The sequence below is a fragment of the Halobacillus naozhouensis genome, assembly GCF_029714185.1.
Taxonomy (GTDB): domain Bacteria; phylum Bacillota; class Bacilli; order Bacillales; family Halobacillaceae; genus Halobacillus_A; species Halobacillus_A naozhouensis.
In genome coordinates, this window is the sequence record NZ_CP121671.1 from 1,664,486 (window position 1) to 1,688,042 (window position 23,557).

At 39.3% G+C, this 23,557-nt stretch carries 23 protein-coding genes and 1 pseudogene; 16 read left to right on the top strand and 8 right to left on the bottom strand.

The features are described 5' to 3' along the window. The first annotated feature begins 1 nt into the window (after position 1). From P9989_RS08745 to fabI, 4 genes are all read left to right on the top strand, one after another. The gene (locus tag P9989_RS08745; RefSeq protein WP_283078387.1) at positions 2-367 is read left to right on the top strand and encodes an EamA family transporter; all 366 of its coding nucleotides are present in this window, start codon (positions 2-4) and stop codon (positions 365-367) included. Between the two features lie 11 nt (positions 368-378). After that, a complete protein-coding gene (gene rffA, locus P9989_RS08750) occupies positions 379-1,512 on the top strand; it encodes a dTDP-4-amino-4,6-dideoxygalactose transaminase (protein WP_283078388.1) in 1,134 nt (377 codons plus the stop codon). After that, positions 1,475-3,169, top strand: coding sequence for a DUF6044 family protein (locus tag P9989_RS08755; protein WP_283078389.1), 1,695 nt, complete (start codon positions 1,475-1,477; stop codon positions 3,167-3,169). Before rffA ends, P9989_RS08755 begins: the two co-directional genes overlap by 38 nt. A gap of 189 nt (positions 3,170-3,358) precedes the next feature. Then, on the top strand, positions 3,359-4,138 hold the full coding sequence (gene fabI, locus P9989_RS08760; protein ID WP_283078390.1) for an enoyl-ACP reductase FabI: 780 nt from the start codon (positions 3,359-3,361) through the stop codon (positions 4,136-4,138). A 57-nt stretch (positions 4,139-4,195) separates the two neighbouring features. Here fabI and P9989_RS08765 read toward each other — a convergent pair whose 3' ends face one another. Beyond that, entirely contained in the window at positions 4,196-5,668 is a 1,473-nt protein-coding gene (locus P9989_RS08765; protein ID WP_283078391.1) for a flavin monoamine oxidase family protein, read from the bottom strand. 121 nt (positions 5,669-5,789) lie between these two features. Between P9989_RS08765 and P9989_RS08770 the strand changes: the two genes are divergently transcribed. From P9989_RS08770 to P9989_RS08805, 8 genes are all read left to right on the top strand, one after another. Further along, complete coding sequence (locus P9989_RS08770) at positions 5,790-6,401, top strand: DedA family protein (protein WP_283078392.1); 612 nt, start codon at positions 5,790-5,792, stop codon at positions 6,399-6,401. Between the two features lie 108 nt (positions 6,402-6,509). Beyond that, positions 6,510-7,436, top strand: coding sequence for a manganese-dependent inorganic pyrophosphatase (locus P9989_RS08775; protein ID WP_283078393.1), 927 nt, complete (start codon positions 6,510-6,512; stop codon positions 7,434-7,436). Positions 7,437-7,725: 289 nt separating this feature from the next. After that, positions 7,726-8,280 carry a TetR/AcrR family transcriptional regulator gene (locus P9989_RS08780; RefSeq protein ID WP_283078394.1) on the top strand — a complete coding sequence of 185 codons (555 nt, stop codon included), beginning with the start codon at positions 7,726-7,728 and terminating at the stop codon, positions 8,278-8,280. A gap of 59 nt (positions 8,281-8,339) precedes the next feature. Continuing rightward, complete coding sequence (locus tag P9989_RS08785; RefSeq protein ID WP_283078395.1) at positions 8,340-9,497, top strand: MFS transporter; 1,158 nt, start codon at positions 8,340-8,342, stop codon at positions 9,495-9,497. A 276-nt stretch (positions 9,498-9,773) separates the two neighbouring features. Continuing rightward, positions 9,774-10,046, top strand: coding sequence for a spore morphogenesis/germination protein YwcE (locus P9989_RS08790; RefSeq protein ID WP_283078396.1), 273 nt, complete (start codon positions 9,774-9,776; stop codon positions 10,044-10,046). Positions 10,047-10,497: 451 nt separating this feature from the next. Next, positions 10,498-10,980, top strand: coding sequence for a DUF2975 domain-containing protein (locus P9989_RS08795; RefSeq protein ID WP_283078397.1), 483 nt, complete (start codon positions 10,498-10,500; stop codon positions 10,978-10,980). A gap of 10 nt (positions 10,981-10,990) precedes the next feature. After that, positions 10,991-11,215, top strand: a complete 225-nt coding sequence (locus P9989_RS08800) for a helix-turn-helix domain-containing protein (RefSeq protein WP_283078870.1) — start codon at positions 10,991-10,993, stop codon at positions 11,213-11,215. A gap of 16 nt (positions 11,216-11,231) precedes the next feature. Next, positions 11,232-12,035, top strand: coding sequence for a DUF817 domain-containing protein (locus tag P9989_RS08805; RefSeq protein ID WP_283078398.1), 804 nt, complete (start codon positions 11,232-11,234; stop codon positions 12,033-12,035). A 226-nt stretch (positions 12,036-12,261) separates the two neighbouring features. On the opposite strand, the gene P9989_RS08810 is transcribed toward P9989_RS08805, so the two are convergent. The 4 genes from P9989_RS08810 to P9989_RS08825 all read right to left on the bottom strand — a co-directional run bounded on the left by P9989_RS08810 (position 12,262) and on the right by P9989_RS08825 (position 15,648). After that, complete coding sequence (locus tag P9989_RS08810; RefSeq protein WP_283078399.1) at positions 12,262-12,849, bottom strand: YdeI/OmpD-associated family protein; 588 nt, start codon at positions 12,847-12,849, stop codon at positions 12,262-12,264. 425 nt (positions 12,850-13,274) lie between these two features. Then, positions 13,275-13,790 carry a CBO0543 family protein gene (locus P9989_RS08815; RefSeq protein ID WP_283078400.1) on the bottom strand — a complete coding sequence of 172 codons (516 nt, stop codon included), beginning with the start codon at positions 13,788-13,790 and terminating at the stop codon, positions 13,275-13,277. 164 nt (positions 13,791-13,954) lie between these two features. Then, entirely contained in the window at positions 13,955-14,980 is a 1,026-nt protein-coding gene (locus P9989_RS08820) for a sensor histidine kinase (protein WP_283078401.1), read from the bottom strand. Further along, entirely contained in the window at positions 14,977-15,648 is a 672-nt protein-coding gene (locus tag P9989_RS08825; protein WP_283078402.1) for a response regulator transcription factor, read from the bottom strand. Before P9989_RS08825 ends, P9989_RS08820 begins: the two co-directional genes overlap by 4 nt. 196 nt (positions 15,649-15,844) lie before the next feature. Between P9989_RS08825 and P9989_RS08830 the strand changes: the two genes are divergently transcribed. Next, a complete protein-coding gene (locus tag P9989_RS08830) occupies positions 15,845-16,612 on the top strand; it encodes an ABC transporter ATP-binding protein (protein ID WP_283078403.1) in 768 nt (255 codons plus the stop codon). Further along, positions 16,599-18,524 carry an ABC transporter permease gene (locus tag P9989_RS08835; protein WP_283078404.1) on the top strand — a complete coding sequence of 642 codons (1,926 nt, stop codon included), beginning with the start codon at positions 16,599-16,601 and terminating at the stop codon, positions 18,522-18,524. The genes P9989_RS08830 and P9989_RS08835 overlap by 14 nt, the downstream gene beginning before the upstream one ends. Before the next feature lie 381 nt (positions 18,525-18,905). On the opposite strand, the gene P9989_RS08840 is transcribed toward P9989_RS08835, so the two are convergent. Beyond that, the gene (locus P9989_RS08840) at positions 18,906-19,742 is read right to left on the bottom strand and encodes a LysR family transcriptional regulator (RefSeq protein ID WP_283078405.1); all 837 of its coding nucleotides are present in this window, start codon (positions 19,740-19,742) and stop codon (positions 18,906-18,908) included. 39 nt (positions 19,743-19,781) lie between these two features. On the opposite strand from P9989_RS08840, the gene P9989_RS08845 reads away from it, so the two are divergent. Together P9989_RS08845 and P9989_RS08850 are read left to right on the top strand one after the other, a co-directional pair. Continuing rightward, on the top strand, positions 19,782-20,132 hold the full coding sequence (locus P9989_RS08845) for a DMT family transporter (protein WP_283078406.1): 351 nt from the start codon (positions 19,782-19,784) through the stop codon (positions 20,130-20,132). Beyond that, a complete protein-coding gene (locus tag P9989_RS08850) occupies positions 20,133-20,447 on the top strand; it encodes a DMT family transporter (protein ID WP_283078407.1) in 315 nt (104 codons plus the stop codon). A gap of 456 nt (positions 20,448-20,903) precedes the next feature. On the opposite strand, the gene brnQ is transcribed toward P9989_RS08850, so the two are convergent. Both brnQ and P9989_RS08860 read right to left on the bottom strand, forming a co-directional pair. Further along, positions 20,904-22,286 (bottom strand): branched-chain amino acid transport system II carrier protein, encoded by a 1,383-nt coding sequence (gene brnQ / locus P9989_RS08855; RefSeq protein WP_283078408.1) that lies wholly within the window; start codon positions 22,284-22,286, stop codon positions 20,904-20,906. A gap of 595 nt (positions 22,287-22,881) precedes the next feature. Beyond that, positions 22,882-23,463, bottom strand: a pseudogene (locus P9989_RS08860) (LysE family translocator). Positions 23,464-23,557 lie beyond the last annotated feature (94 nt).

Sequence of the window (23,557 nt, forward strand, 5' to 3'; positions counted from 1 at the left end):
GATGGGCTATTTATATATTTTTGGAACGATCCTGTTTACTGTTTATGGCCAGCTTATGCTGAAGTGGAGAATTGAGAAATACGGAAGCCTTCCTGCAGACGTGAAGGATAAAATCATTTTTTTACTTCAGTTATTAATAGACCCTTTGATTTTATCAGGGTTTCTGTCTGCGTTTATTGCCTCGATCTTTTGGATGGGGGCGATGACTAAATTTGATATTAGTTATGCTTATCCGTTTATGAGTCTTTCTTTTGTGCTCGTATTCATTTTATCTGTGTTTTTGTTTCAGGAGCCCGTTACATTATATAAAGTAGTTGGGCTTGGATTCATCGTAGCCGGCATTATTATAACGAGCCAATCAGTGTGAGGTGATAAGCTGTGATTCCGTTTAATAAACCATGTGTGATAGGCAAAGAGAAAGATTATATACAAGAAGCAATTGAACAAAACCATAAATTGTCAGGGAATGGACCATTCGGGGATTTATGTAAAAGCTGGCTGGAACAGCAGCTGGACTGCCCGAAAGTTCTCTTAACACCGTCCTGTACGGCTTCCCTTGAGATGGCTGCCATCTTACTTCACATCCAAGAAGGTGACGAGGTGATCATGCCTTCGTACACTTTTGTCTCAACGGCTAATGCCTTCGTACTGCGTGGAGCACGTATTACGTTTGTAGATGTTGATCCAGTAACGATGAATATCAATCCAGAGTTAATCAAACAGGCGGTGACGGATCGAACGAAAGCGATCGTCGTCGTTCATTATGCCGGAGCGCCTTGCAAAATGGAGCCAATCATGGACATCGCTGACCGACATCAGTTGTATGTCATAGAAGATGCAGCTCAGGCACTGATGAGCACGTACAAAGGCCAGCCGCTTGGCACGTTCGGACACTTTGGCACGCTGAGCTTTCATGAAACGAAAAATTATACGTGCGGAGAAGGCGGAGCCTTACTTATTAATGATCCGACTTTTATTGAACGGGCTGAGATTCTTCAGGAAAAAGGAACGAACCGCTCCCAGTTCAAGCGGGGACAGGTCGATAAGTACACGTGGCAGGATATCGGTTCTTCCTTTTTGCTTAGTGAACTGAATGCAGCCTATCTTTACGCCCAGCTTGAGGAAGCGGGGGCTATTTTGCAAGATCGAATGGAAACCTGGCAAATTTATAAGCATAGCCTTGAGCCGCTAGTCAGGCGAGACGTGTTGGAGACCCAGCCTGTCCCATTGGATGGCGAGCATAACGCCCACATGTTCTACCTGAAAGTACGGAACGAGTCAGAACGGGCTTCGTTGATCGCTTACTTGCTTGAGCATGGCGTGATGGCGGTTCCTCATTATGAACCATTGCACTCTTCTAAAGCTGGAAACGTGTACGGCAGGCTGGCAGGGGAAGATACGTATACGACAAGAGAAGGCGATAGACTGCTGCGATTACCTTTATATTTTGGCATGGAGAAAGAGGTCGTCGAACATGTTGTCCACCATATCGAGAATTATTTCCATTCATAAATGGGCCGTATTAGCCTGTTTACTTATTATTGCCTATTTGCTGCCTTATTTCATCCTTGGTGAAGATACGCATATTCGAGTTCATGATAATCTGGATTCAAATATTGTCTGGTATAAAATTCTGGCGGAGAGCGGACAGATTTTCGCCCCGCCTGGCACTACGCTGCCTTATACGATTAACGGTCTGCCTCGCAGTGCTTTATCATCAAGTCTTGAGTTGATGGTTTGGCTTTACGTCTGGTTTGAGCCGTTTACCGCTTATACGATTAATCAAACGATGATGCGGTTTGTCGCTTTTATCGGGATGTATGGATTACTGCGTTACTTCTTTAGATCGCGGCAAAAGTCGAACCTGATCGCTGCCGGGGCAGCGCTTTGCTTCGCTATACTGCCTTTTTGGCCATCAGGAGCCCTCTCGATCGCTGGCCTGCCTTTAGCTTTATGGGCCTTTCTAAAGATCCGTGAACAAGGAAAGCATACACCTATTGCTTTTTGGGTTGTGATTGGGCTTCTTCCCTTTCATTCAAGTCTCATCCTGTCGTTTGTATTCTTTCTGGCTTTAATGGGGCTGTTGTGGGTAATAGACTGGGTTCGAACGACGCGGGTCAACCGGGCATTTTTTCTCGCTCTTGTCCTTATGAGCTCGATTTACTTGATCAAAAACTATCTTGTGATCGTGTCGATGTTTTTCACCGAAGGGGTTACTCCCCATCGTGAGGAGTTTAATCTTGGTCACAATAGTTTTGGAGACACGCTAAGCCTGTTCAGCGAAAATTTTTTAACCGCTCACACCCATGATATGAGTGTGCACCTTCAGGTGATTTTGCCATCCGTTCTGCTGGCTATTACTGTCGCCTTTATTAAAAAAATTCGCTTTGATTACCTGGCCCTTGCGATGGTGGCGAATTTTATTCTCTCCCTCTGGTATGCATTCTGGTATTGGGAAGGCATGCGGGTGATTAAAGATGCGTCGATGATCTTTAATACGTTTAATTTCAGCCGTATCCATTTCCTGTCACCGATGATTTGGTATATAGCCTTTGCGCTGGCACTACTGATCTTATGGAGGCACGTGAAATTTGGGAGATGGGTCGTGTTCAGTTTGTTAGTCCTGCAACTATGGGTTCTCTTCCCGTTGAATGAAGAAACGAAATACAGTCGGATCGGGACGCCTACTTTCGAAGAGTTTTATTCGCAAGAACTGTTCACGGAAATCAAGCAGTATATTGGCAAAGACCCAGAGGACTATCGGGTGGTCAGTGTGGCCATGCACCCGACGATTGCGCAATACAATGGGCTGTACACATTGGATACGTACAATGTCACATACCCCTTGTCTTATAAGCATAAAATCCGAGAAATTATTGCACCGGAATTAGAAAAGAATAAAACACTTGAAAGCTACTTTGATACATGGGGCGGAAGATTGTACATGTATGTAGCTGAGCTTGGGAAAGATTACTTTTTCAGCAAAAACAGTAATGAAGTCATTGACCAGCTGGAGATCAATACGGAACAGTTACACAACATGGGCGGTGACTATGTTCTCTCTGCACTCCCGATTCAAAATCATGAAAAGATTGATCTGGAGTTTGAGCAGTCCTTTCAGAACAAATCCTCTCCCTGGAAAATTTACTTATATCGAGTCGATGTCTGACGAGTATAACCTGGCACAGCGGGGGAGAGGCCTAGTGTCAGCGAAGAAAGTGATCCTTACCTTTCCCCTATGCTGAATGATCCCTACTGGTCATTCAGCGGCTACAACCGCCGAAAGCGTAAAAAAATGTAGGGAGAAGAATACGGAACTGTTATAATGTAGAAGGAGTTTCGTGAAGGAGGATGTTTTATGAAAGATTTATTGCAGTTAAAAGGAAAGCACATCGTAGTTATGGGTGTGGCTAATCAAAGAAGTATAGCTTGGGGTGTCGCTAGGTCTTTACACAAAGCGGGAGCCAAACTAACTTTTACATATAGAAAAGAACGTTCGTATAAAAAGTTGGAAAAGCTTCTGAACGACAGCGAAATAGACGCCGAACTTGTTCTAGCTTGTGATGTAAATGATGACCAGAGTATTACGGAGGCTTTTGAGCAGATAGGCGAGAAACTGGGTGTGATCCATGGTCTCGTCCATTCTGTTGCATCAGCGCCTACTGAGGATTTGAAAGGAAACTTTATTGATACATCAAGAGATGGATTTGCGGCGGCACAGGACTCGAGTGCTTATTCGCTCGTCGCTGTGACGAAAGCTGCCAGACCGTTCATGACCGAAGGCGGTTCGATTCTGGCGATGAGTTATTTAGGTGCTGAACGTGTGGTCGGCGGATACAATGTGATGGGCGTAGCCAAAGCTTCCCTCGAAGCATCCGTGAAGTACCTTGCCTCTGAAATCGGCGGAGACCAGATTCGCGTTAATGCCATTTCAGCTGGGGCGATCAGGACGATCTCAGCCAAAGGCGTTCCTTCCTTTAATCAAATTCTTCATCAAATTGAAAAAACGTCTCCCTTAAAACGGAACGTAACCCAGGAAGACGTTGGGGATATGAGTGTGGCGATGATGAGTGCTTTATCAAGAGGGGTAACTGGTGAAATTGTCTACGTGGATTCGGGCTACAATATCCTTGGTTGACTAGATGGACGCCCTCTTGAATGAAAGGGCGTCTTTTTGTTGTTGAGGTCATACTCTTTATTTTTCACGGGCATTGATTTCATAAGCAACCCGGATGCCTGATTCTACAGCCCCTTCTACCCAGCCATGAAACGAAGAGGTGTGTTCTCCGGCAAAATGGATCCGCCCTTCCGGCGTGCTGATGACATCACCAAAAGCAATGAGTTGATGTGGCGTCAGCAGTGTAAAACATCCTGCTGAATAAGGATTCTGGGCCCAGTCAAAAGCGTAAGCCTGCAAGTATTGCTGATAGACAACAGGGCCATAGATTTTTGTTAAATCTTTCAGCACATAATGAACAAAATCGGATTCTGTTAAACTGGTCCATAGCGAAGCGTTTTGTCCCCAGCTGTAACTTGCAAGCAGCACCCCTGGTCCAGGGCAGCCCTCGTTGTGACTGGGAATGTAGGAGAACATGGTGGGTAAGTCGGTAATCGCGTTACCTACATTCATTTGTTCCCAGAACCGATGCTTAAATTCAATCGCAATCTTTACTGCGGCGACGCTTGGCAGTGATCGGATCGCCTGCCATTTTTTAAAGGAAATCGATTGATAAGGGTGGACATCAATGAATTGAAAGACTGTAAACGGCATAGCTATTATGCTATAGTCACTTGCAAAACACTGTCTCTCATTTGTCCGCGGATTCCTTGTTTCAATGGTAACGCCAGAGCTGGATTGTGTAATGCGTTCTACTTTATGGCCGTATCGAATGTCTTGATGCAGTTCGGGAAGAAAGGCTTTCGGAAGCTGGTCATTGCCGCCGGTAATTTCGAAAAATTGGGTATCTGCACTAAAAATCGGATAAATGATATCAGTCAGAATATCAACGAAGGAGAATTCTGGAAATCCTTCAATCCCGAGCAGGACCATAATCATTTGGATAGCTACAGGGGAGAGGGAAGGGCCAAAGGGATTATTTCGTAAGTAGTCCCCCATAGAATAGTCAGCGAACTGTTTTTTTAATTCTTCTTGTCGTTGTGGTGAACTGCTATTGTATAAGTCAAGAAAAGGCTGTACGGCATTGAGGAACAACTCGGATGCTGTTTGACCTTTTTCCCATTCCTCTAGGGGAAATTGTAAAACGTTCGGATGTTGTTCATAATATTCTCTTGTCGTCAGAATGTCATTTACATAAATCAAGTCCTGTGGTGTACTATTGTTAAATTGATTCACATGGAGCCTGAATCGCTTAATATACTCAAAAACTAGTGCGTGAGTACTAGGAATACGCATGGCTCCAAGCTCAACGTAATTATCACAGGCAAACGGCTCACGTAATGTGAAGACTTTGCCGCCCGGCCGGTCATTTCCCTCAAGCACAATCACACGATGGCCAGCCCGCTTCAGTAATGATGCAGACACTAGTCCCGCCATACCGGCCCCAGCAATTACGACCGTTTTAGGTGGACCAGCAGGTGGTAAACCATCCCTAATGATGGTAATCATATCATCTGGATAGGTTAGGTCTGCATAGTTTTTCATGGACATAGACATCCCTCCTTTTTCCATTTTACGAAAAGGATAATGTAGTTATGCCAGCTCAGCTGTGTTCAGTGAGGGATGAGAACCATGTACATCGGATTAAATATTTAGGAGGTTCAACACCACTATGGAGGATTTACTGCTTTCCATTATTAATGATTACGGATATATAGGAATTTTTGTATTAATTGCTTTAGAAAACATTTTCCCTCCGATCCCATCAGAAGTCATCTTAACATTCGGCGGCTTCGTCACAACGAACACGCCCTTATCAGTAGTAGGGGTAGTCATTAGTTCAACGCTTGGATCTGTTTTTGGAGCGGTCGTTTTATATGGAGTAGGGTTGCTGCTTGATGTTGAACGCCTGGAGAAGATCGTTGACAGATGGGGGAAGGTTCTCCGTTTGACGAGGAAAGATATTTATAAAGCGGATGCCTGGTTTGACAAGTATGGCCCGTGGACAGTGTTCTTGTGCCGCTTCGTCCCGCTCATCCGCAGTCTGATTTCCATTCCAGCCGGGATGTCTAATATGAATTTTGCGGCGTTCCTTGCATTGACAACGCTTGGTACCTTGATTTGGAACACAGTTCTGATTTTAATTGGCGCCTCTGTGGGGGATTCCTGGCACAGCATCGTCAGCTATATGGACATTTACTCGAATATCGTGTATGTGATTCTGGCGATTGTGTTTGTGCTGGTGGTCATCTGGTATGTTAGAAAAGTGAAAAGAGCTAAGTAGCGAGGATCGTCCGCGGAACTACTGCAACCGTGGACGTATCCTCCATTTTATTTTATAATCGGTACGGAAGCTTATCTACATAATCATTTTATAAGGAGTGAAGGCACGTTGAGTAAAACCTTAATATTTGGTCATAAAAATCCAGATACAGATACGATTTGTTCGGCAATTGTGTATGCCGACTTGAAGAAAAAGCTGGGATTAGATGTAGAACCAGTGCGCCTGGGTGAAGTAGGAAGCGAAACCCAGTTTGCGTTAGAGAAATTTAACGTGGAAGCACCACGTCAAGTGGACACCGTTGCGAACGAAGTGGATCAGGTGATCTTAGTCGATCATAACGAGCGTCAGCAAAGTGTTGAAGACATTGATGACGTACAAGTCCTTGAAGTGATTGACCATCACCGGATCGCTAACTTCGAAACGAAAGGCCCGCTTTATTACCGCGCAGAACCCGTTGGCTGTACAGCAACGATCCTGAATAAACTGTATAAAGAAAATAACCAGCAAATCAGTCAGCCAATGGCAGGATTAATGCTTTCATCCATAATTTCTGACTCGCTGCTGTTTAAATCTCCAACGTGTACAGAACAAGATGTACAAGCCGCAAAAGAGCTAGCCAAAATCGCCGGCGTTGACGCTGAACAGTATGGTCTTGACATGCTTAAAGCAGGTGCTGATATTAGTGATAAGTCAGCTGCCGCCTTGATTTCCCTTGATGCGAAAGAGTTTTCCATGGGAGAAGCGAAAGTCGAAATTGCTCAAGTCAATACCGTCGATACAGCTGAAGTTCTAGCACGTAAAGGCGAGATTGAATCAGCGATCGAAGCCGTTGTACAAGACAAAGATCTTGACTTGTTCCTATTTGTCATCACCGACATTCTTACCAATGACTCAACGGTTGTCGCCGTAGGGGAGAAACGCGACGTAGTGTCCGAAGCATTTGATGTAGCATTCGACGGGAACCAGGCTGTTCTTGAAGGTGTTGTATCTCGTAAAAAACAAATCGTACCACCGCTTAATGAAAAATTCCTATAAGATAGAAAAAGGATCCGCATTTTTGAAATGCGGATCTTTTTACTGTAATGAAGGGCCTAAACCTAAAATAAAAGGGTTACACCTTATCTATGTTTTCAGAACTGGTTCGATTTGTCCCACAAAAGTGAACGGATCAAGTGTTCAGTGAGAAAACAGCCTGTTTAATACTTGTGCCATTATTGGCGCAAGTATTTGAATAAATGGTTGACGATAAGATTGAGGGACTGGTATTCTAATAGTAGAAAGGTCGTTCTATATATTTCTATGTAATGAAAGGAGAAGTGGATACATGAGTCGATCTGTAAAAAAAGAGACATTACTTAAAGTAGCTGAACGGTTATTTTATGAGCACGGATTTCATGGAGTGGGATTGAAGCAAATCATCAGTGAAGCGAATGTAGCAACGATGACACTTTATAATCATTTTTCTTCCAAGGACAATTTGGTTGAAGAAGTACTTAAACAGCGGGAAGAAAGCTATTGGTCTTATTTGGATTCACATGTAGAAATGGATTCAGATTCCCCATTTATTCTTGCTGTTGAAGCTCATGGTCGTTGGTTAAAAGAACAATCCTACAGAGGATGTATGTTTTTAAGAGCGATAGAAGATTATGCGGGAACTGATAATGAGATTGAAAACATTGCAAGAGGGCACAAATCCAAATTGCTCAAGTATTTTCAGCAATTGGCTCAAAGGAAAGGGAAAGATAACGAACGAGATTTAGCTAATCGATTTACATTGCTGCTTGAAGGAACCACTTCCATGACGACATTAATTGGTGCAGAGAAAGCAACGGAACATTCTATTGCGATGGCGAGGACACTTGTCCAACATACATCGTAATTTTTTTACCTGAAAATTAGAAAGGTCGTTCTATATAATTCAAAGTTAGGATGAATACCATGAAATTTTCAAAATTAGTTTTACCTGGAGTTACGATGGTTGCTGTCACCTATGGATTGGCGAGGTTTAGTTTTGGTTTGCTTCTCCCCGCGATGAATGGATCACTTGAAATGTCAGAGTTTGTATCAGGGATGATTTCTTCGCTGTTTTATTTAGCCTATTGCTTCACGATCATTCTATCCACTGTGATCACGACAAAAGAAGGGCCAAGAAGGATGATTATCTCAGCTGGACTGTCAGCCTTTGCTGGATTGCTGTTGATAGGTATCACTCCAAATGTATGGGTGCTTGCGTTAGGAGTATTATTGGCTGGAGGAAGCACAGGTTTGATATCTCCACCTTATGGCGCGGCTATATCGCTTTGGATTAAAGAGGATAAACAAGGGAAGGCGAATACATGGATCAATTCAGGAACAAGTTTTGGCATTGTCCTTTCTGGAGTAGGAGCGATTTTATTAACACCAAATTGGAGATTGACCTATTTGATCTATGCTATCTTGACGTTGCTGGTATTGATATGGAATTTCAGAGCGATTCCGAAAGACGGGGCGATTTCGAGTTTGATGTTTAAAAAAGGAAACCTCTCTATACGAGGAGTAAAAGGATCGATCCCTTTAATTTTTGCATCTCTAACCCTGGGAGTTTCCACAGCGGCCTTTTGGACATTTTCCAGATCTTTTATTGAAGCGGCTGGTGATTATAGTGATTGGCAGCTTTCTGGATTTTGGGTCATTATAGGACTATTTGGTGTGCTAGGAGGATTTTCTGGTTCTCTAGTTGAAAAGGGGGGCTTGTCTTTAGCTTATAAATTGGGGAGTTTGTCGATTGCTTCATCATCGATCATTCTATCTTTTACACCTGGAAATTTGGTAATGACGTACTTATCGGCTGGACTCTTCGGTTGTTCCTATATATTCTTGACCGGAGTACTTCTTGTCTGGGGAATCCGTGTATTTATTACGAATGCATCATTAGGTATTGGCGTTCCCTTTTTACTTTTGGCGGTGGGACAAGTCATAGGTTCATTACTCGCTGGATTGTTTATTGGAATATGGGGCTATGTTACTTCTTTTATACTTTTTGGATTAGTTGGCATGGTGGCTACCCTTATAGGCCCAAAAAAGAGAAACAAGAAAGTGATTAAACACACACAATAAAACAATATGAATGCACAAATGGTTTTTAAAATAATTGGCTGGTAAAGACTTGATTTTAAGACCTAGATATCAGTGTTTACTGAGCTAATTCAATTGAGTAATACACTTTTAAGAAAAGGACAGACCTTTGAGTACATATATTTTTTTGGAACTACCCGATAAATATACTCTCAGGTTAAAAGAAATGCTGCTTTCGTTTATAAGTTAGATCTTATGTGCCGTTTTTATCATAGTTATACGCTTCAGGGGGATACTTTTAAAAAGGAGGTGGTTTCAATGGATATGGTGCTTATTTTTTTGTTATTAGCAACAGTTGCTCCATTTATGTTTATGAATTTGAAGAAGGTGACACTTGCTGTTATTCAAACGATTCTGCTTGTAGGCATGTGGGTTTACTATTTTCAAGCGTTATTCGTTGAAGCGCCTGCAGTACTCTCCTTCCCATGGTTAATGTTCTACCTAGGGCTTATCCTTTCAGAAGTGGCCTGGGTCATGATGATCATTAATGTAGTTCATTCAACTACAGAATACAGGAAAAATTATGAATAAAAGAGAAGCCTCTTCTTTTCTGAACTACATCCCGAATAATGGAAACTTCTAAAAAGGAAGCGCCTCTATTCGGGTTTTTGTCTAAATGGATAAAAAGTCTGAGTAATTGATTTCGTGAAGAGGGGAAGTATGAGTTGCTATGCTGGAAAACTAAAGAGCAGATAACTATGTATTACTTTTCAAATTATTATTCTCAGTTTATGCAAGGTATTTAAAGAATTGTGAAGAAATGTACTTAAGCTGACGTTGCAGGTTAGTTGAACAAGTTATAAATTGAATAATTTAAGGTTATAGAGCATTTCTGTGTAATGAGGAATGTTCTTTTTTTTTGTCTAAAATTAAGTGTACATTCCATAAGGATAAAAACATAACCTTAATCGAAAATTATTTATTGATAATCGATAAATTACGTGTTAAGATCAAATTTATAATCAATAAGTGAGGTGCTTTTATGAAACGAGGATCAACACTCTTTTTAAGGATAGCTGTTATCCTTATTGGAATCCCAATTCTTGCTCTGTGCATATTTGTGGTTCCTGAGATAGCGAATTTTGCAGCAGAATTATATCCAGATATGGCTTATATGAACTATCTCGTTTTAATCGATTTGTATGCAGCGGCGATACCTTTTTACTTTGCTCTGTATCAAGCTTTTAAACTTTTAAGCTATATTGACAAGAACAAAGCTTTTTCAGATTTATCTGTAAGTGCTTTAAAGAATATAAAATACTGTGCCATCACAATCAGTATTTTGTATGTGGTAGGCATGCCGCTCTTTTATCTCATTGCGGAGCGAGATGACGCCCCAGGTATCATAGTACTCGGAATGATCATTATTTTTGCTTCATTGGTGATTGCAGTCTTTGCTGCTCTTCTTCAAAAGCTATTAAAAAATGCCATAGATATAAAATCAGAAAATGATCTAACGGTCTGAGGTGAAAACAATGGCGATTATAATCAATATTGATGTGATGTTGGCTAAAAGGAAAATGAGCGTAACAGAACTTTCGGAGAAGGTTGGAATAACGATGGCTAACCTTTCTATATTGAAAAATGGGAAGGCAAAAGCGATTCGATTTTCAACTTTAGAATCAATTTGTAAAGCCTTAGAATGTCAACCCGGAGATATTTTGGAATACCGTAATGATGAAGACACCCAAGATAATTAAAGGGGGGTAACATGGAATGAGATTGCTAAAACAACTCGTTCGTTTCGGTTGGGAGCAGGCACTATCATGCTTGTTTCCTGTCGTTATTTTTATCTCTTTGGCTGTTACAGAAATCATGCCACTCCCCGTCCTGCCACGGTATGACTGGCTGCTCATCATCTGCCTTCTGATGCAGTGGTGGATGGTGCGTTCTGGGCTTGAAACCCGGGATGAACTCAAGGTTATTACAGTATTTCACCTGATTGGGCTTGCTCTTGAACTTTTTAAGGTACATATGGGCTCCTGGTCGTATCCGGAAGAAGCATATTCCAAAATTTTAGGTGTACCTCTGTATAGCGGATTCATGTACGCAAGCGTGGCGAGTTATCTTTGCCAGGCGTGGAGGAGATTAAAGGTTGAACTGGTTAAGTGGCCGCCGCTTTTGGTAGTGGTACCTCTTGCGGCTGCGATTTATTTGAATTTTTTCACCCATCACTATTGGATTGACGTCCGCTTTTGGTTATCTGGACTTGTAATTATCGTCTTTTGGCAATCATGGGTCACATACGAGGTAGATGGAACTCGCTACCGTATGCCACTTGCACTTTCTTTTGTGCTCATCGGGTTCTTTATATGGATCGCCGAAAATATCGCCACGTACTTTGGAGCTTGGGAATACCCATACCAAACCGATGCATGGAGTCTCGTTCATCTAGGTAAGGTGAGTTCATGGCTCTTATTAGTGATTGTCAGCTTTCTTATAGTGGCGACGTTAAAGCAGGTTAAGGGAAAAGATTCGCTTAGGATAGAAAATAATAAAAAAGTCGAATCCTCAATATAGTGAGGAATTCGACCTTTTTAGGTTGAAGTTCTCCTAGCTTACGAAACTGTGAATAAGATAAATTGGAAAAAGCAACGCCTGAATTGTTGTTTTTTCTTTATAAATAGCTTTTGATATAATACTGCAGAAATCATTTATTAGGAATTATTGTGAAAAAAAGAGTTCGAATGAATGCAAGTGAGGTAATATCTTAAGGTTTGGTTAATCTATTTTCTCATCGAATAAACTAATCCTTTAATCCCTTTCCATTGAGAATGTGCTGCATATATTTTTCAACCCTTGACTCTCGAGTTTTGGATTTTTTGGCTTTAGAAAAGTAAAGAATGTATGCTCTTTGCCGTCCCGGTGTCAATGCCTCAAAAGCAGTTTTCAAGGCAGGGATTTCATCGAATTTATTTTGCAATTCTTCAGGAATTGTGAATTCAGTATTCTTTTTCACTTCTAAACCGGCTTTTTCAACTTCAATGGCCTCATAAATATAGGCTTTCAAGATGGTTTCCATTTCAACTATTTCTTGAACATTAGTGAACCGAATTTGACGCGGAGCCTGTACATTCTCCGTTTGTTGGATTAGAACCCCATGAGCATCCTTTAACAAGGCACCTTTGTGAAACAGAAGCGCACAATATTCTTTAAATCCATGTATTAAAACTATGTTTTTATTCTCAAACGTGTAACAAGGATGCATCCACTTAAATTCTTCGGTCAGTTCACAGTCAAGAACGATATTTCTCAACTGCTCATATTCTTCTTTCCACTTTTTGGCTTTACTTAAATATTCATCAACCTTAGGATTCATTCTACTATTTGTCATCAAGGAACACCCCCTCTTAAATTTTTCGATCAGCTGACAGTCAAGAATGAACATTCTCAATTTCTTCAATTCTTTTTGTCACTTTGACTTTACTTGAACATTTATCAACCTTGAATCACTTTCCGTAACCCACTTGGCAAGCTTGCTTGAATCGGTTAAGACGGCCCATAACTGTTTTATGGAACTGCTGTATTGAAAATCTAGCAAAGGTCCTTACTAATATCATTATTATATCAAAATCTCATGCATATAACAGAACGGCAGAAATTGAGTGTAATCGTAATGTCAATAGTGATCAGTGATCAGCTACATAATACGTAAAATCTTGTCCTAGTCTTCAAGAAAAGAGCCAGATTGTGGAATAAGGCCTACTGAGCTAACGGGGAGTTTAGTTAAATTAAAAAGCACTTGGAAATAAGGTGCTTTTATTTGGGAATGGGAGGATCAAATATTATAAATAATAATGAAATATTTAATGCTGCTAAAAGCCACGCAACCCAAGGTTTCCATTGATGAATAGGTAATATAGAGAATGTTACTATATTGAAGATAAAAGACCATGTTAGTGTCCAGCCATAATGGTGTGTAATACTTTGGTTATAATAAGCTATTGTCTCAACAGCTTGAAAAGTCAGAGACCAAACGATTATCCAACATACTTTTTTCAATATTGACTTAGAAAATCTTCCTAAATACACAACAATGACGAAAGGACTGATCAAAAATGTTATTGCAATAGCGATAACCGTATGTGTAGGGAGGAAAAGGTGGTCAATCCCAACAGGGCGAAATTCCCACACCCTGTAATTATGAAGTAGGGTACAATAAAGCAGGTTTCCAATAATCCAGAATAAAAGGGTAGGATATAATTCATTCCAGCGTTTCCAGACTCCAAAAAATAATCCCACTATTATAAAAAATAGTACAAATGAAGTTTGCATGAAAATCCCCTTAAGAATATGTAAGTTCCTATTAATTATTTCCAATACACCGTGAATTATTTTCTGCATTTCATATTCCTTTGGGGTTAGTAGTTTTTACGTAAGTGAACTGCAGTTCCTTTAATGAGAGCCAATGTGTTTAACCTCTCATAGCCATCAAATTTTTAAAGCTGATAGTAATTTTGGATTTTTGGAAAGTGAATCGTAACCTTTGTATATTCATTCTCTTCCGATCCAATCGTGATGTTATGGCCTAATTTATTCGCCAATTGTTTAGCGAGATATAACCCCATCCCGGTGGATTTAGCATAGTTTCTTCCGGTAGCTCCGGTAAAGCCTTTTTCAAATACACGATTTATATCTTCTGGCTTAATACCAATTCCATTATCCTGAATTAGAAGTCGCTTTTCATTGCTGTCTTCTTCAAATAGAACGGCAATAGTACCATCCTCATCTGTGTACTTTAGGGCATTAGCAAATAATTGATCAATAATGAATCCAAACCATTTTTTATCACTTTGGACAAATTGTTCCGTGTCATCCATTTCAAAATGAATCCCTTTATTTATAAATAGTTTCGCGTATTTTTTTACACTGTTTTTGATAAGTTGGTTGGTGCTAACCTCAGATATAAAATAGTCTTTAGAGAATGAATCAATACGAGAGTAGTAAAGTGCTTGTTCGATGTAACCATCAATTTTATGGAGCTCATCCTCAAATTTATCGATTAAAAAATTTGTCGTCTTATCTTCGCAGTTTTCCATTAGTAGGCGGCTTGCCGCGATTGGGATTTTCACTTCATGGATCCACGATATAATAAATTCCTGTTGATCGAGTTTTTGATCGTATAAAGTTTCTAAATGTTTAACGTGCTCCTTATGGTTTTTTTTCAAAAGGTTGAAGATTAGCTTCTGTTCGTTATTCTGGCCATCGGGCATTCTGGCCATCGTTTCTTCCTGATTACTTTCAATCAGATTCTTAATTTCCTGGTAGAACATCCTTCGATAGAAATAGCCAATGGTAATGTACAGGCTTGCAATGACGAAGCAAATAATATTGGTGTACAGGATTTTGTTAAACGGATTTACTTGATTAAAACCAAGGAACATAATTAGCGATACGAATGACATAATGAGGAGGTAAAGTACGACGAAATAACGTTTATCTTTTACATATTCTAAGAAACTCACTGGATGACATATCCTTCGCCTTTTTTGGTGGTAATGAAGTTTTCTTTGCTAAGGATGGCTAATTTCTTACGTAATCGATTAACATTTACAGTTAATGTATTATCATCTACAAAATTTTCATCTTTCCAAAGTGTTCGCATGATCTTATTTCGACTGACAATTTTTCCTTTATTCTGGATAAGGAGTTTTAAAATAATGAATTCCGTTTTTGTCAGTTCTGCTTTTTTATCCGCGCAATGGACATCCCAATCCTTTAAATCTAAGACAATTCCATCATGCTCGAGTACGTTTGACTGTGTGTCCGTGTACGAATAAGATCTGCGCAAGAGAGCGTTGACTTTGGCCATTAATACGTCCGTATCAAATGGCTTTTGAATAAAATCATCCCCGCCCATATTCATTGCCATAATCATATCCATTGGTGTATTACGAGAGGAAATGAATATAATAGGTGCTTTTGAAACTTCTCTTATTTTGTCACACCAGTAAAATCCGTCAAAAGAGGGAAGATTAATATCTAATAAAAGAAGTTCTGGCTTTTCAATTAAAAATTCCCCCAATATCCTATCAAAGGCTTCTAATTTAACTACTTTCAATCCCCATTTCTCTATTGTTTCTCCAAGCATATCTCTAATCGTTGGTTCATCTTCTACGATCATAATTTTCATCTTTCTCACTCCCGACCGTTCCATTCATTAGGATGCGAATCATCCTTTATCTAATACTAATCTAAACAAAGAATTTTTGCATCGTAGTGACAAAATTGTAAGGTTAGAGCTGGTAACCGTAAGATTAGATAATGATTCCTTGTTGTAGAATGAAATCAGGAAATAAATTACGTTCTTAAATGGAGGAATGACATAAATGAAAACGATAGTAGATGCAAAACGAGTTAAGAAAGTATATGGAGCAAAGGGAAATGTGTTTTCCGCCTTGGATGAGATCGATTTAACTGTAAAACAAGGTGAATTTGTTGGGATTATGGGTCCTTCTGGTGCTGGGAAGTCGACACTTCTAAATATATTGGCAACGATTGATGAAGCGACATCTGGTGATATTTCGATTGATGGGACAAATATCATCAACATGAGTGAGGAACAATTGTCTACTTGCAGAAGGGATAAACTGGGGTTCATTTTCCAGGATTATAACCTGTTAGATACCTTAACGGTAAAAGAAAATATAATCCTGCCCCTTGCATTAGCAAAAATGAATACGAAAGAATTGGAAAGCCAAGTAAACGTGGTGGCAAATAAATTTGGTATTGGTTCTATTTTAGAAAAAAAACCCTACCAGATATCAGGAGGACAAAAACAACGAACAGCGGCCGTTCGTGCAATTGTTTCCAAACCTAGTCTGATCCTTGCTGATGAGCCTACAGGTGCGTTAGATTCCAAGTCGGCAACAGATTTGTTGGAAAGTTTGAAATCGCTAAGCGAAGAGGATCAAGCAACCATTTTATTGGTAACACATGACGCATACGCAGCGAGCTATTGCCAGCGTGTCTTATTTATAAAAGATGGCAAACTTTTTACGGAACTTGTAAAAGGCAAGGAATCCCGCAAAGATTACTTCAACAAAGTGTTAGATGTATTGTCTGCGCTCGGGGGTGGGGCAGATGACATTATTTAGTTTAGCGAGCAAAAACATTAAAGGGAATTTCAGTAATTACTTGGTTTATTTTATTTCGCTTGTTTTCAGCATCGTCATTTATTACACGTTTGTTTCGTTGCAGTATAGTGAAAAAATACAAGAAAGCATGGAACTGTCTGATACTATGAGCTTCATGTTTATGGTATCAGCTGTAATATTGATTCTATTTGTAGCTGTCTTCATTTTATACTCGAATTCATTCTTTACAAGACAGAGGAAGAAAGAAGTCGGATTGTATTCCATACTTGGTTTACCTAAGAAGACAATTGGGAAAATGTTGTTTTATGAAAATTTAATTATGGGACTAATTGCATTAGTAATTGGGGTCCTTCTAGGAACATTATTATCCAAACTGTTTTCTATGATATTGGCCAATCTAATGGGTTCCACTGCTGTAATAGATTTCAGCGTATCGATCCAGGCAATTATCCAAACGGTCATTGTATTTATGGTAATTATTTTATTTACCTCCATTCAAGGTTATAGATTGATTTACCGTTTTAAATTAATTGAGTTATTCCACGCTGCGAAACAAGGGGAGAGGGAACCAAAGGCCTCATTTGTTTCAACTATACTGGCAGTTATCCTGCTTGCAGGTAGTTACTGGCTCATATTAAGACCGTTTCCTGCTGAATTTACGTTAGATTATTTAATAAAAAATTATGGAGTCGCCTTAGTTGCTCTTATAATTGGAACCCATTTATTTTTCAGCTCTGTGACTGTTTATTTATTAAAGCTATCTAAACGGAATAAGTCACGTTATTACAAAGGAACTCGATTAATTGAGACTTCCCAGTTGCTGCATCGTATCAGAGGAAATGCGCGTACATTCACGGTGATAGCGTTATTGAGTGCCGCAACAATCACCTTCTTCGGCGCAACATATAGCGGATATTATGGCAATGAAAAGAATTCTAAAGAAGTTGTTCCATTTAGCTATGCACACTTGTCAAAAGGACAGGAGTTTGATTCCAAAGTAAAAAATATTATTCTAGATGATAAGAGTCATCCTATAAAAGCACAGCTTGAAATTCCTCTTATTGAAGTAAAGGGAGAGCTTTTGTTTTCATTAGATTATAAATTTAATCCTACTAAAATAATCTCTGAGACTACATTTAATCGAGTATCAAAGGCACTGGATAGAGAACAAACGGTAACACTGTCGGGAAATCAAGCGGCAGTAATCCAACCAAGGTTTACGGAATTTACGGATTCGACCTTTCAGGGAAAAGAAATAACGTTAAAATTGCCTCAGGGCGACCGAAACCTAACGTTTGTCAATGTGGTTAAAGGCAATGTTTTACCATTCGATTTTCCTGATTTCTATGTGGTGGTTAGCGATGACACGTTTGTCGAACTTGCCAAACAAAAGGAAGCTTTAACCTATAAGGCTTATGAAGTGGAAGGTGAGAAAACTACAGAAGCGACATCTAAAAAGGTAGCGAAACTGATCGGGAGAAATTTTCAATCATCATCCTCCTTCTACACGGAGTATAAAGAAGGAAAAGAAGGGAACGCATTGATGCTTTTTATTCTTGGATTTCTGGGTCTTGTGTTCTTAGCGGCAACTGGAAGTATCATTTATTTTAAACAACTGACGGAAGCTAATGAAGCCAAGGGTAATTATGAGATTCTGCGGAAGATTGGTGTCGGAAAAAAAGATATTCGTAAGTCAATCCATAAGCAGACATTCTTTGTGTTCGTGTTGCCTTTAACAGTAGGTATCTTGCATGGTAGTATCATCCTGCATTTTACTACCAATTTTATCTCAGATCTTATAGGTGCTAACATTATTGTTCCAATCCTAACGGCCATGGCAGCCTTTGTCATCATCTATTTAGGCTATTATGTGTTGACAGTTAATACGTACAATAAAATTGTGAATAAGTAAAAAGAAACGCCTCCCGAAGATCGGGAGGCGTTTCCTAAAGGATTTTGCTCACAATCAACTCAATTGAAAAGGGTAGAGTTATTACTTTCTGGGATTAATTATACAATCAGAAGATGAGGTTCACTTGATATACGTATTCTTGATTTTATGTTAATAAATAAAAGAGGTTGCGAAGGAATGTACTTAAACTTTTGAAGGAGTTTCAAGAAGGAATACAATATAACAATTTGGACTATGTAAAAAGACATTCAATTTAGAATGTCTTTTTTAATCATTTACCTAAGCTGGTCAAACCTTCTGTTTTAACCTCTTGGATATAACTTTTGGTTATATGGATATTAACAATATGTATTATTCTTAAATGATTTCACCCATTATACTTTATTTATCGAACCCAAGCTTCAATGTTTTTAAAGTATCTTTATCAAGGGCATATAAATACATTTCACGCTTAATCGGGGTATCTTGTAACGGTATAAAGGCAACACCTTTATAATCAATTTTTTCAACCATAATGGACGGAAGATAAGAAATACCATAGCCTTGAGCCACAAAACCAATAAGAGCATGGTAAGGAATTTCAATGATTTCAGGCAAATGTATAGTGTTTTTATCCATTAACATTTTAATTTTCTGGTACAAGGGTGTAAATGAAGGCGGCAACATTTGTGTGAATTTAAAACAGTCTGTAACAGAAATACTCTCCAGCCTTGCAAAGTGGTGATTAATAGGTACAGCGGCATAAAACTCGTCACTAAATAAAAAGGTCGAATGTAGTCCTTTTTGATTCGGATGGTCTTGAATAATAGCAGCATCTATTTCACCAGACTCAAGTAAGGGTATTAAGTCTAATGTGTCATCTTTAATTTTTGTAAGTTGTATTTTAAAGGGATTTATTTGTTCAATATATTCTGGAAAGTAATAAGAAGCCAACAAGGGATCACTACCCATTCGAATCACCTTATCCTTCATATGTTTTTCAAGTTGATACTGCAACTTATGGATAAGTGGTTCTAAATCATTGTATAGATTTTCACCTTTGCTCGTTAAGCTCATTCCATTTGACGAACGTATAAAAAGTGAGAAACCTAATATTTCTTCTAACTTCCTAATTTGTTTACTTAACGCAGGTTGAGAAACAAATAGTTTATTAGCAGCCTTTGAAATGCTTTTTTCCTTTGTAACTGTTAAAAAATACTCCAACATTTGCAATTTCATGTGTTCTCACGTCCAATCGTAATTTAAGGAGGGGTAGTTATGCTAAGATACTATATTCTTTTAAGCTTTTCTATCATTCTTGAGGTTTTCGGGGCATCTTTTATGAAAAAATCTGAAGGATTTACTCATTTAGGGGCTACGCTAATAGTTATTGTCTCCTATAGTATAGCTTTGGCTTTATATATTTTACTAACCAAACAACATGAATTAGGCATTGTAAATGCCCTGTGGGCTGGAGGAGGTACAATTTTAGTATCAGTCATTGGAATTGCCTTATTTCAGGAATCCATATCTTTAATTAAAATAGTCGGTATTGTGTGTATTGTCTTGGGAGTAATTGGCTTGAATCTGCCTAACCAACAAAATGAATTAAGAAAGGCGGAATCATAATTGGGCTATATACTTTTAACGATTAGTCTTATCTTTGCTGTACTTGGAAATACTTCTGTAAAATTATCACAAGGATTCTATAAACGGATGCCTAGTTTTGGATCGTTTCTCTTTTACGGATTTTGTATTTATTTCTTAACATTAAGTGTACAACACATAGAAGTTAGCATTGCGTATGCGATTTGGTCAGGAGTGACAATTGCTGCTACTACACTCATTGGGATTCTATTTTTTAATGAATCCATAAATAAAAGAAAAGTTTCATCTGTTCTGTTAATAATTGCCGGTGTTCTGGTTCTTCATCTTCAAAGCTAAATTGGTGATGGGATTATTTCCTTAACGGGTAAAAGGGGAGGATGTTATTAATATTATCTTGAAATCAAGTCCTCATGAAAAGGGGTGTTTGTTTAATAATAATGGTGTGGAGTAGGCTTCACCTTTCTCGATTTTCGTAACCTACTTTATTTGTAATTTAAAGTTAAATGTTGCACGCAGATGAAATTTAATATCTTACTTTATTATACAAGCCGTTGAAAAACAAACGAAATTTCAGGTTCGTTCCCATTCGAGAGTTTCCAACTTTATTGTCAGATAACAAAAGCGACCTTTCTTTGTGTACGGAAGGTCATGATTCTTTCCTTTTTGCTTAGCGTACGATTTCCGCGTTTTGTTTTGCTGGTGCTGCCCAAAACCTAGTGAAGGGAAGGCTCGTTACCATTAGTTAGATAGAAAAAGACCAATCCTTCAGGGTTTGGTCTTTTTCTGTATTCCTTAATGGGAAAGGTTTTCGGCATTCCTATGCAGAACCGGAGATTCAGTTTTGTTTCCGTCTTTCCACAAGTAACCTATGACGGCACCGATGAGAGACGGCAAAATCCAGCCAAGACCGATATCGTACAAGGGCAGATAGGAGTAATAGAAATTGCTGACGGCTTCAATCAATGAAACGGCAGCGTTTGGGATCGTTCTCACCAATGCATTATAGCCATCGATGATGCTTACAAAAAACGTCAAGATCATAGCGCCGGCATAGACACTGCGCTTATGTTTGAACAGACTTGAGCTGAGACCTAATAAGATCAGGACGATGGCCAATGGGTATAAGAACATCAGCACGGGTACGGCGTATAGAATAATATTAGTAAGCCCAAAGTTGGCGACCATAAACGACATCAACGATAGAATCAGAACGAATGTTTTGTAGCTGATTTTGGGATAGATGGTATGGAAAAATTCGCTGCAGGCGATAATTAGTCCGATGCTCGTTTTTAAACATGCGAGTACAATAATGATCGCCAATAAGATCGAACCGAACACACCGAAATAATTCTGGGAAACAGCCGCAAAGATGAGTCCGCCATTTTCAAGCGTACCAACGCTTGAGACACTGGAGGCGCCCATGTACGTAATTAATCCATAAATCAGCATCATCAGTCCCATGGCAAATAAGCCTGATTTCCAAGTCGTTTTTGCAATCGCCTTCGTATCAGTAATCCCCATTTTTTTAATGGCATGGATGACGACAATTCCGAACGCGAGCGCACCGAGGGCATCCATCGTGTTATATCCCTCTTTAAACCCTGTCATAAATGGCAGTGTTCCATAGTCGCCTGTCGGTTCACCGAAACTGCCCATCGGTTTAACGATGGCTGTAATAATTAAAATAGATAAGAACAGTAAAAAAGACGGGGTTAAGTATTTTCCGACGACATCCATTACTTTTGCAGAGTTCAATGAGAGATAATAGACAATGGTAAAGAACAGGAAGCTGAACAGGGCAAGCCACAGACTGCTCTGTTCGGGCTGAATAAATGGTTCAAAGCCGACCACAAAAGGGACAGTCGCTGTTCTTGGAATGGCGAAGAACGGTCCGATGGTTAAATAAAGAATGAGAGAGAATATTATTCCAAATAAAGGGTGGACTCGGCTCGCTAAATCGTGTAACCCCTGGCTGCCCGACAGACCAATTGCCAGGATCCCCATAAATGGAAGACCAACGGCTGTCACAAGAAATCCAATTAACGCAGGCCAAAAGGAAGTCCCAGCGAGCTGTCCCAACTGAATAGGAAAGATCAAATTTCCTGCTCCGAAAAACAGCCCGAAGAGCATAATCCCGATAGAGGCATAGGTAGAGAATGATGTTTTCTGTCTCATATGCATGTTCCTTTCTCGTTGTATTTTTGTGCTCTCTGAAGGAATAAACGTTAATTCTATCAATAATCTCTGAAAGGGACAATATGTAAGTGGATTTATCGCACTGGTAATTTCATTATCACATGTATATCAATCCCAATAGGATTACAAGCAGGATGTAACCTGACTAACGTAACTTTGTTGATATAGGAAAATCCGGATTTATGTGTAGTAATAGCAAATGAGTTATTCCCTAAGGAGGGCAATGATGGAAGAGCAGTATCACGGTCTTTTAAGATTATCTTGAAATCAATTCTTATGTTAAAGGGTGCTTATTTTCCCCACGGAGAATTGCGCTTTTCGCTATTGAAGGGCCATATGATGGGGAAACTTCTTGTAAAAGCTATGGAAAATCGAAAAATTGTTATTCCGTTACTTCCAATATGTTTCCATTCGGTTAGGAATCATTACTAAAAAAGAGTTTTTCTCCTCACAGAGCTTCATGCACAAAGAACCTCTCACCATAATATGGCAAGAGGTTCTATGATTCTATTAAATTTTAGACATAACCCTAATTTGATCCATGGAATGGAAGCCGATATTAGTTCATTGAAAGCTATTTAAGAAAAATCGCTACCGCAGAGTAAATCAGCAGCCCAATCATAATTATTCGAAATGCCTTGTCATGTCTAGCAAGGAAATTTTTTAACATAGAGCCGAAAGCTGACCATAAAAGTAACGCTAACCAACCGAGGAAAATGGTTAGAGTCAAGTACAATATGATGGATTTAATAGAATCATTAAACGGTAAAATAAAAGCACTCATCACAGTTAAAAAGAACAAGATGCTTTTGATATTAATAATTTGAAAGATAAAACCTGACAAAAATGAAGACTGCACTTCTCCTGCATCCTTCCTTGACCTCTTAGGCAGACTGACCTACCAAGCTAAGTAAAGAAGATAGGCTGCACCAGCCAATTTAAAATATGGCTCTACTACAGGAATCCAGCTGTATAGACCTGCAGTAAATATTCCACTTACCATACCAAGTACGGCAAACCCTGCCAAGATGCCGGTATTAAATTGCCAAGCCCCTACAAATCCAAACCTCCGTGCTTCATTCATCATTAAAATATTACTTGGCCCAGGCGTAATTGATGTAATAATCACATACGAAAGAAAAGCTATTATACTCATACCATTCACCTTCACTCAATAATTTACTTCCTGATAGCTCTTATTGTATGATGATATTAACTATAAATAAAATTGAAATTTGAAAAGACATTAT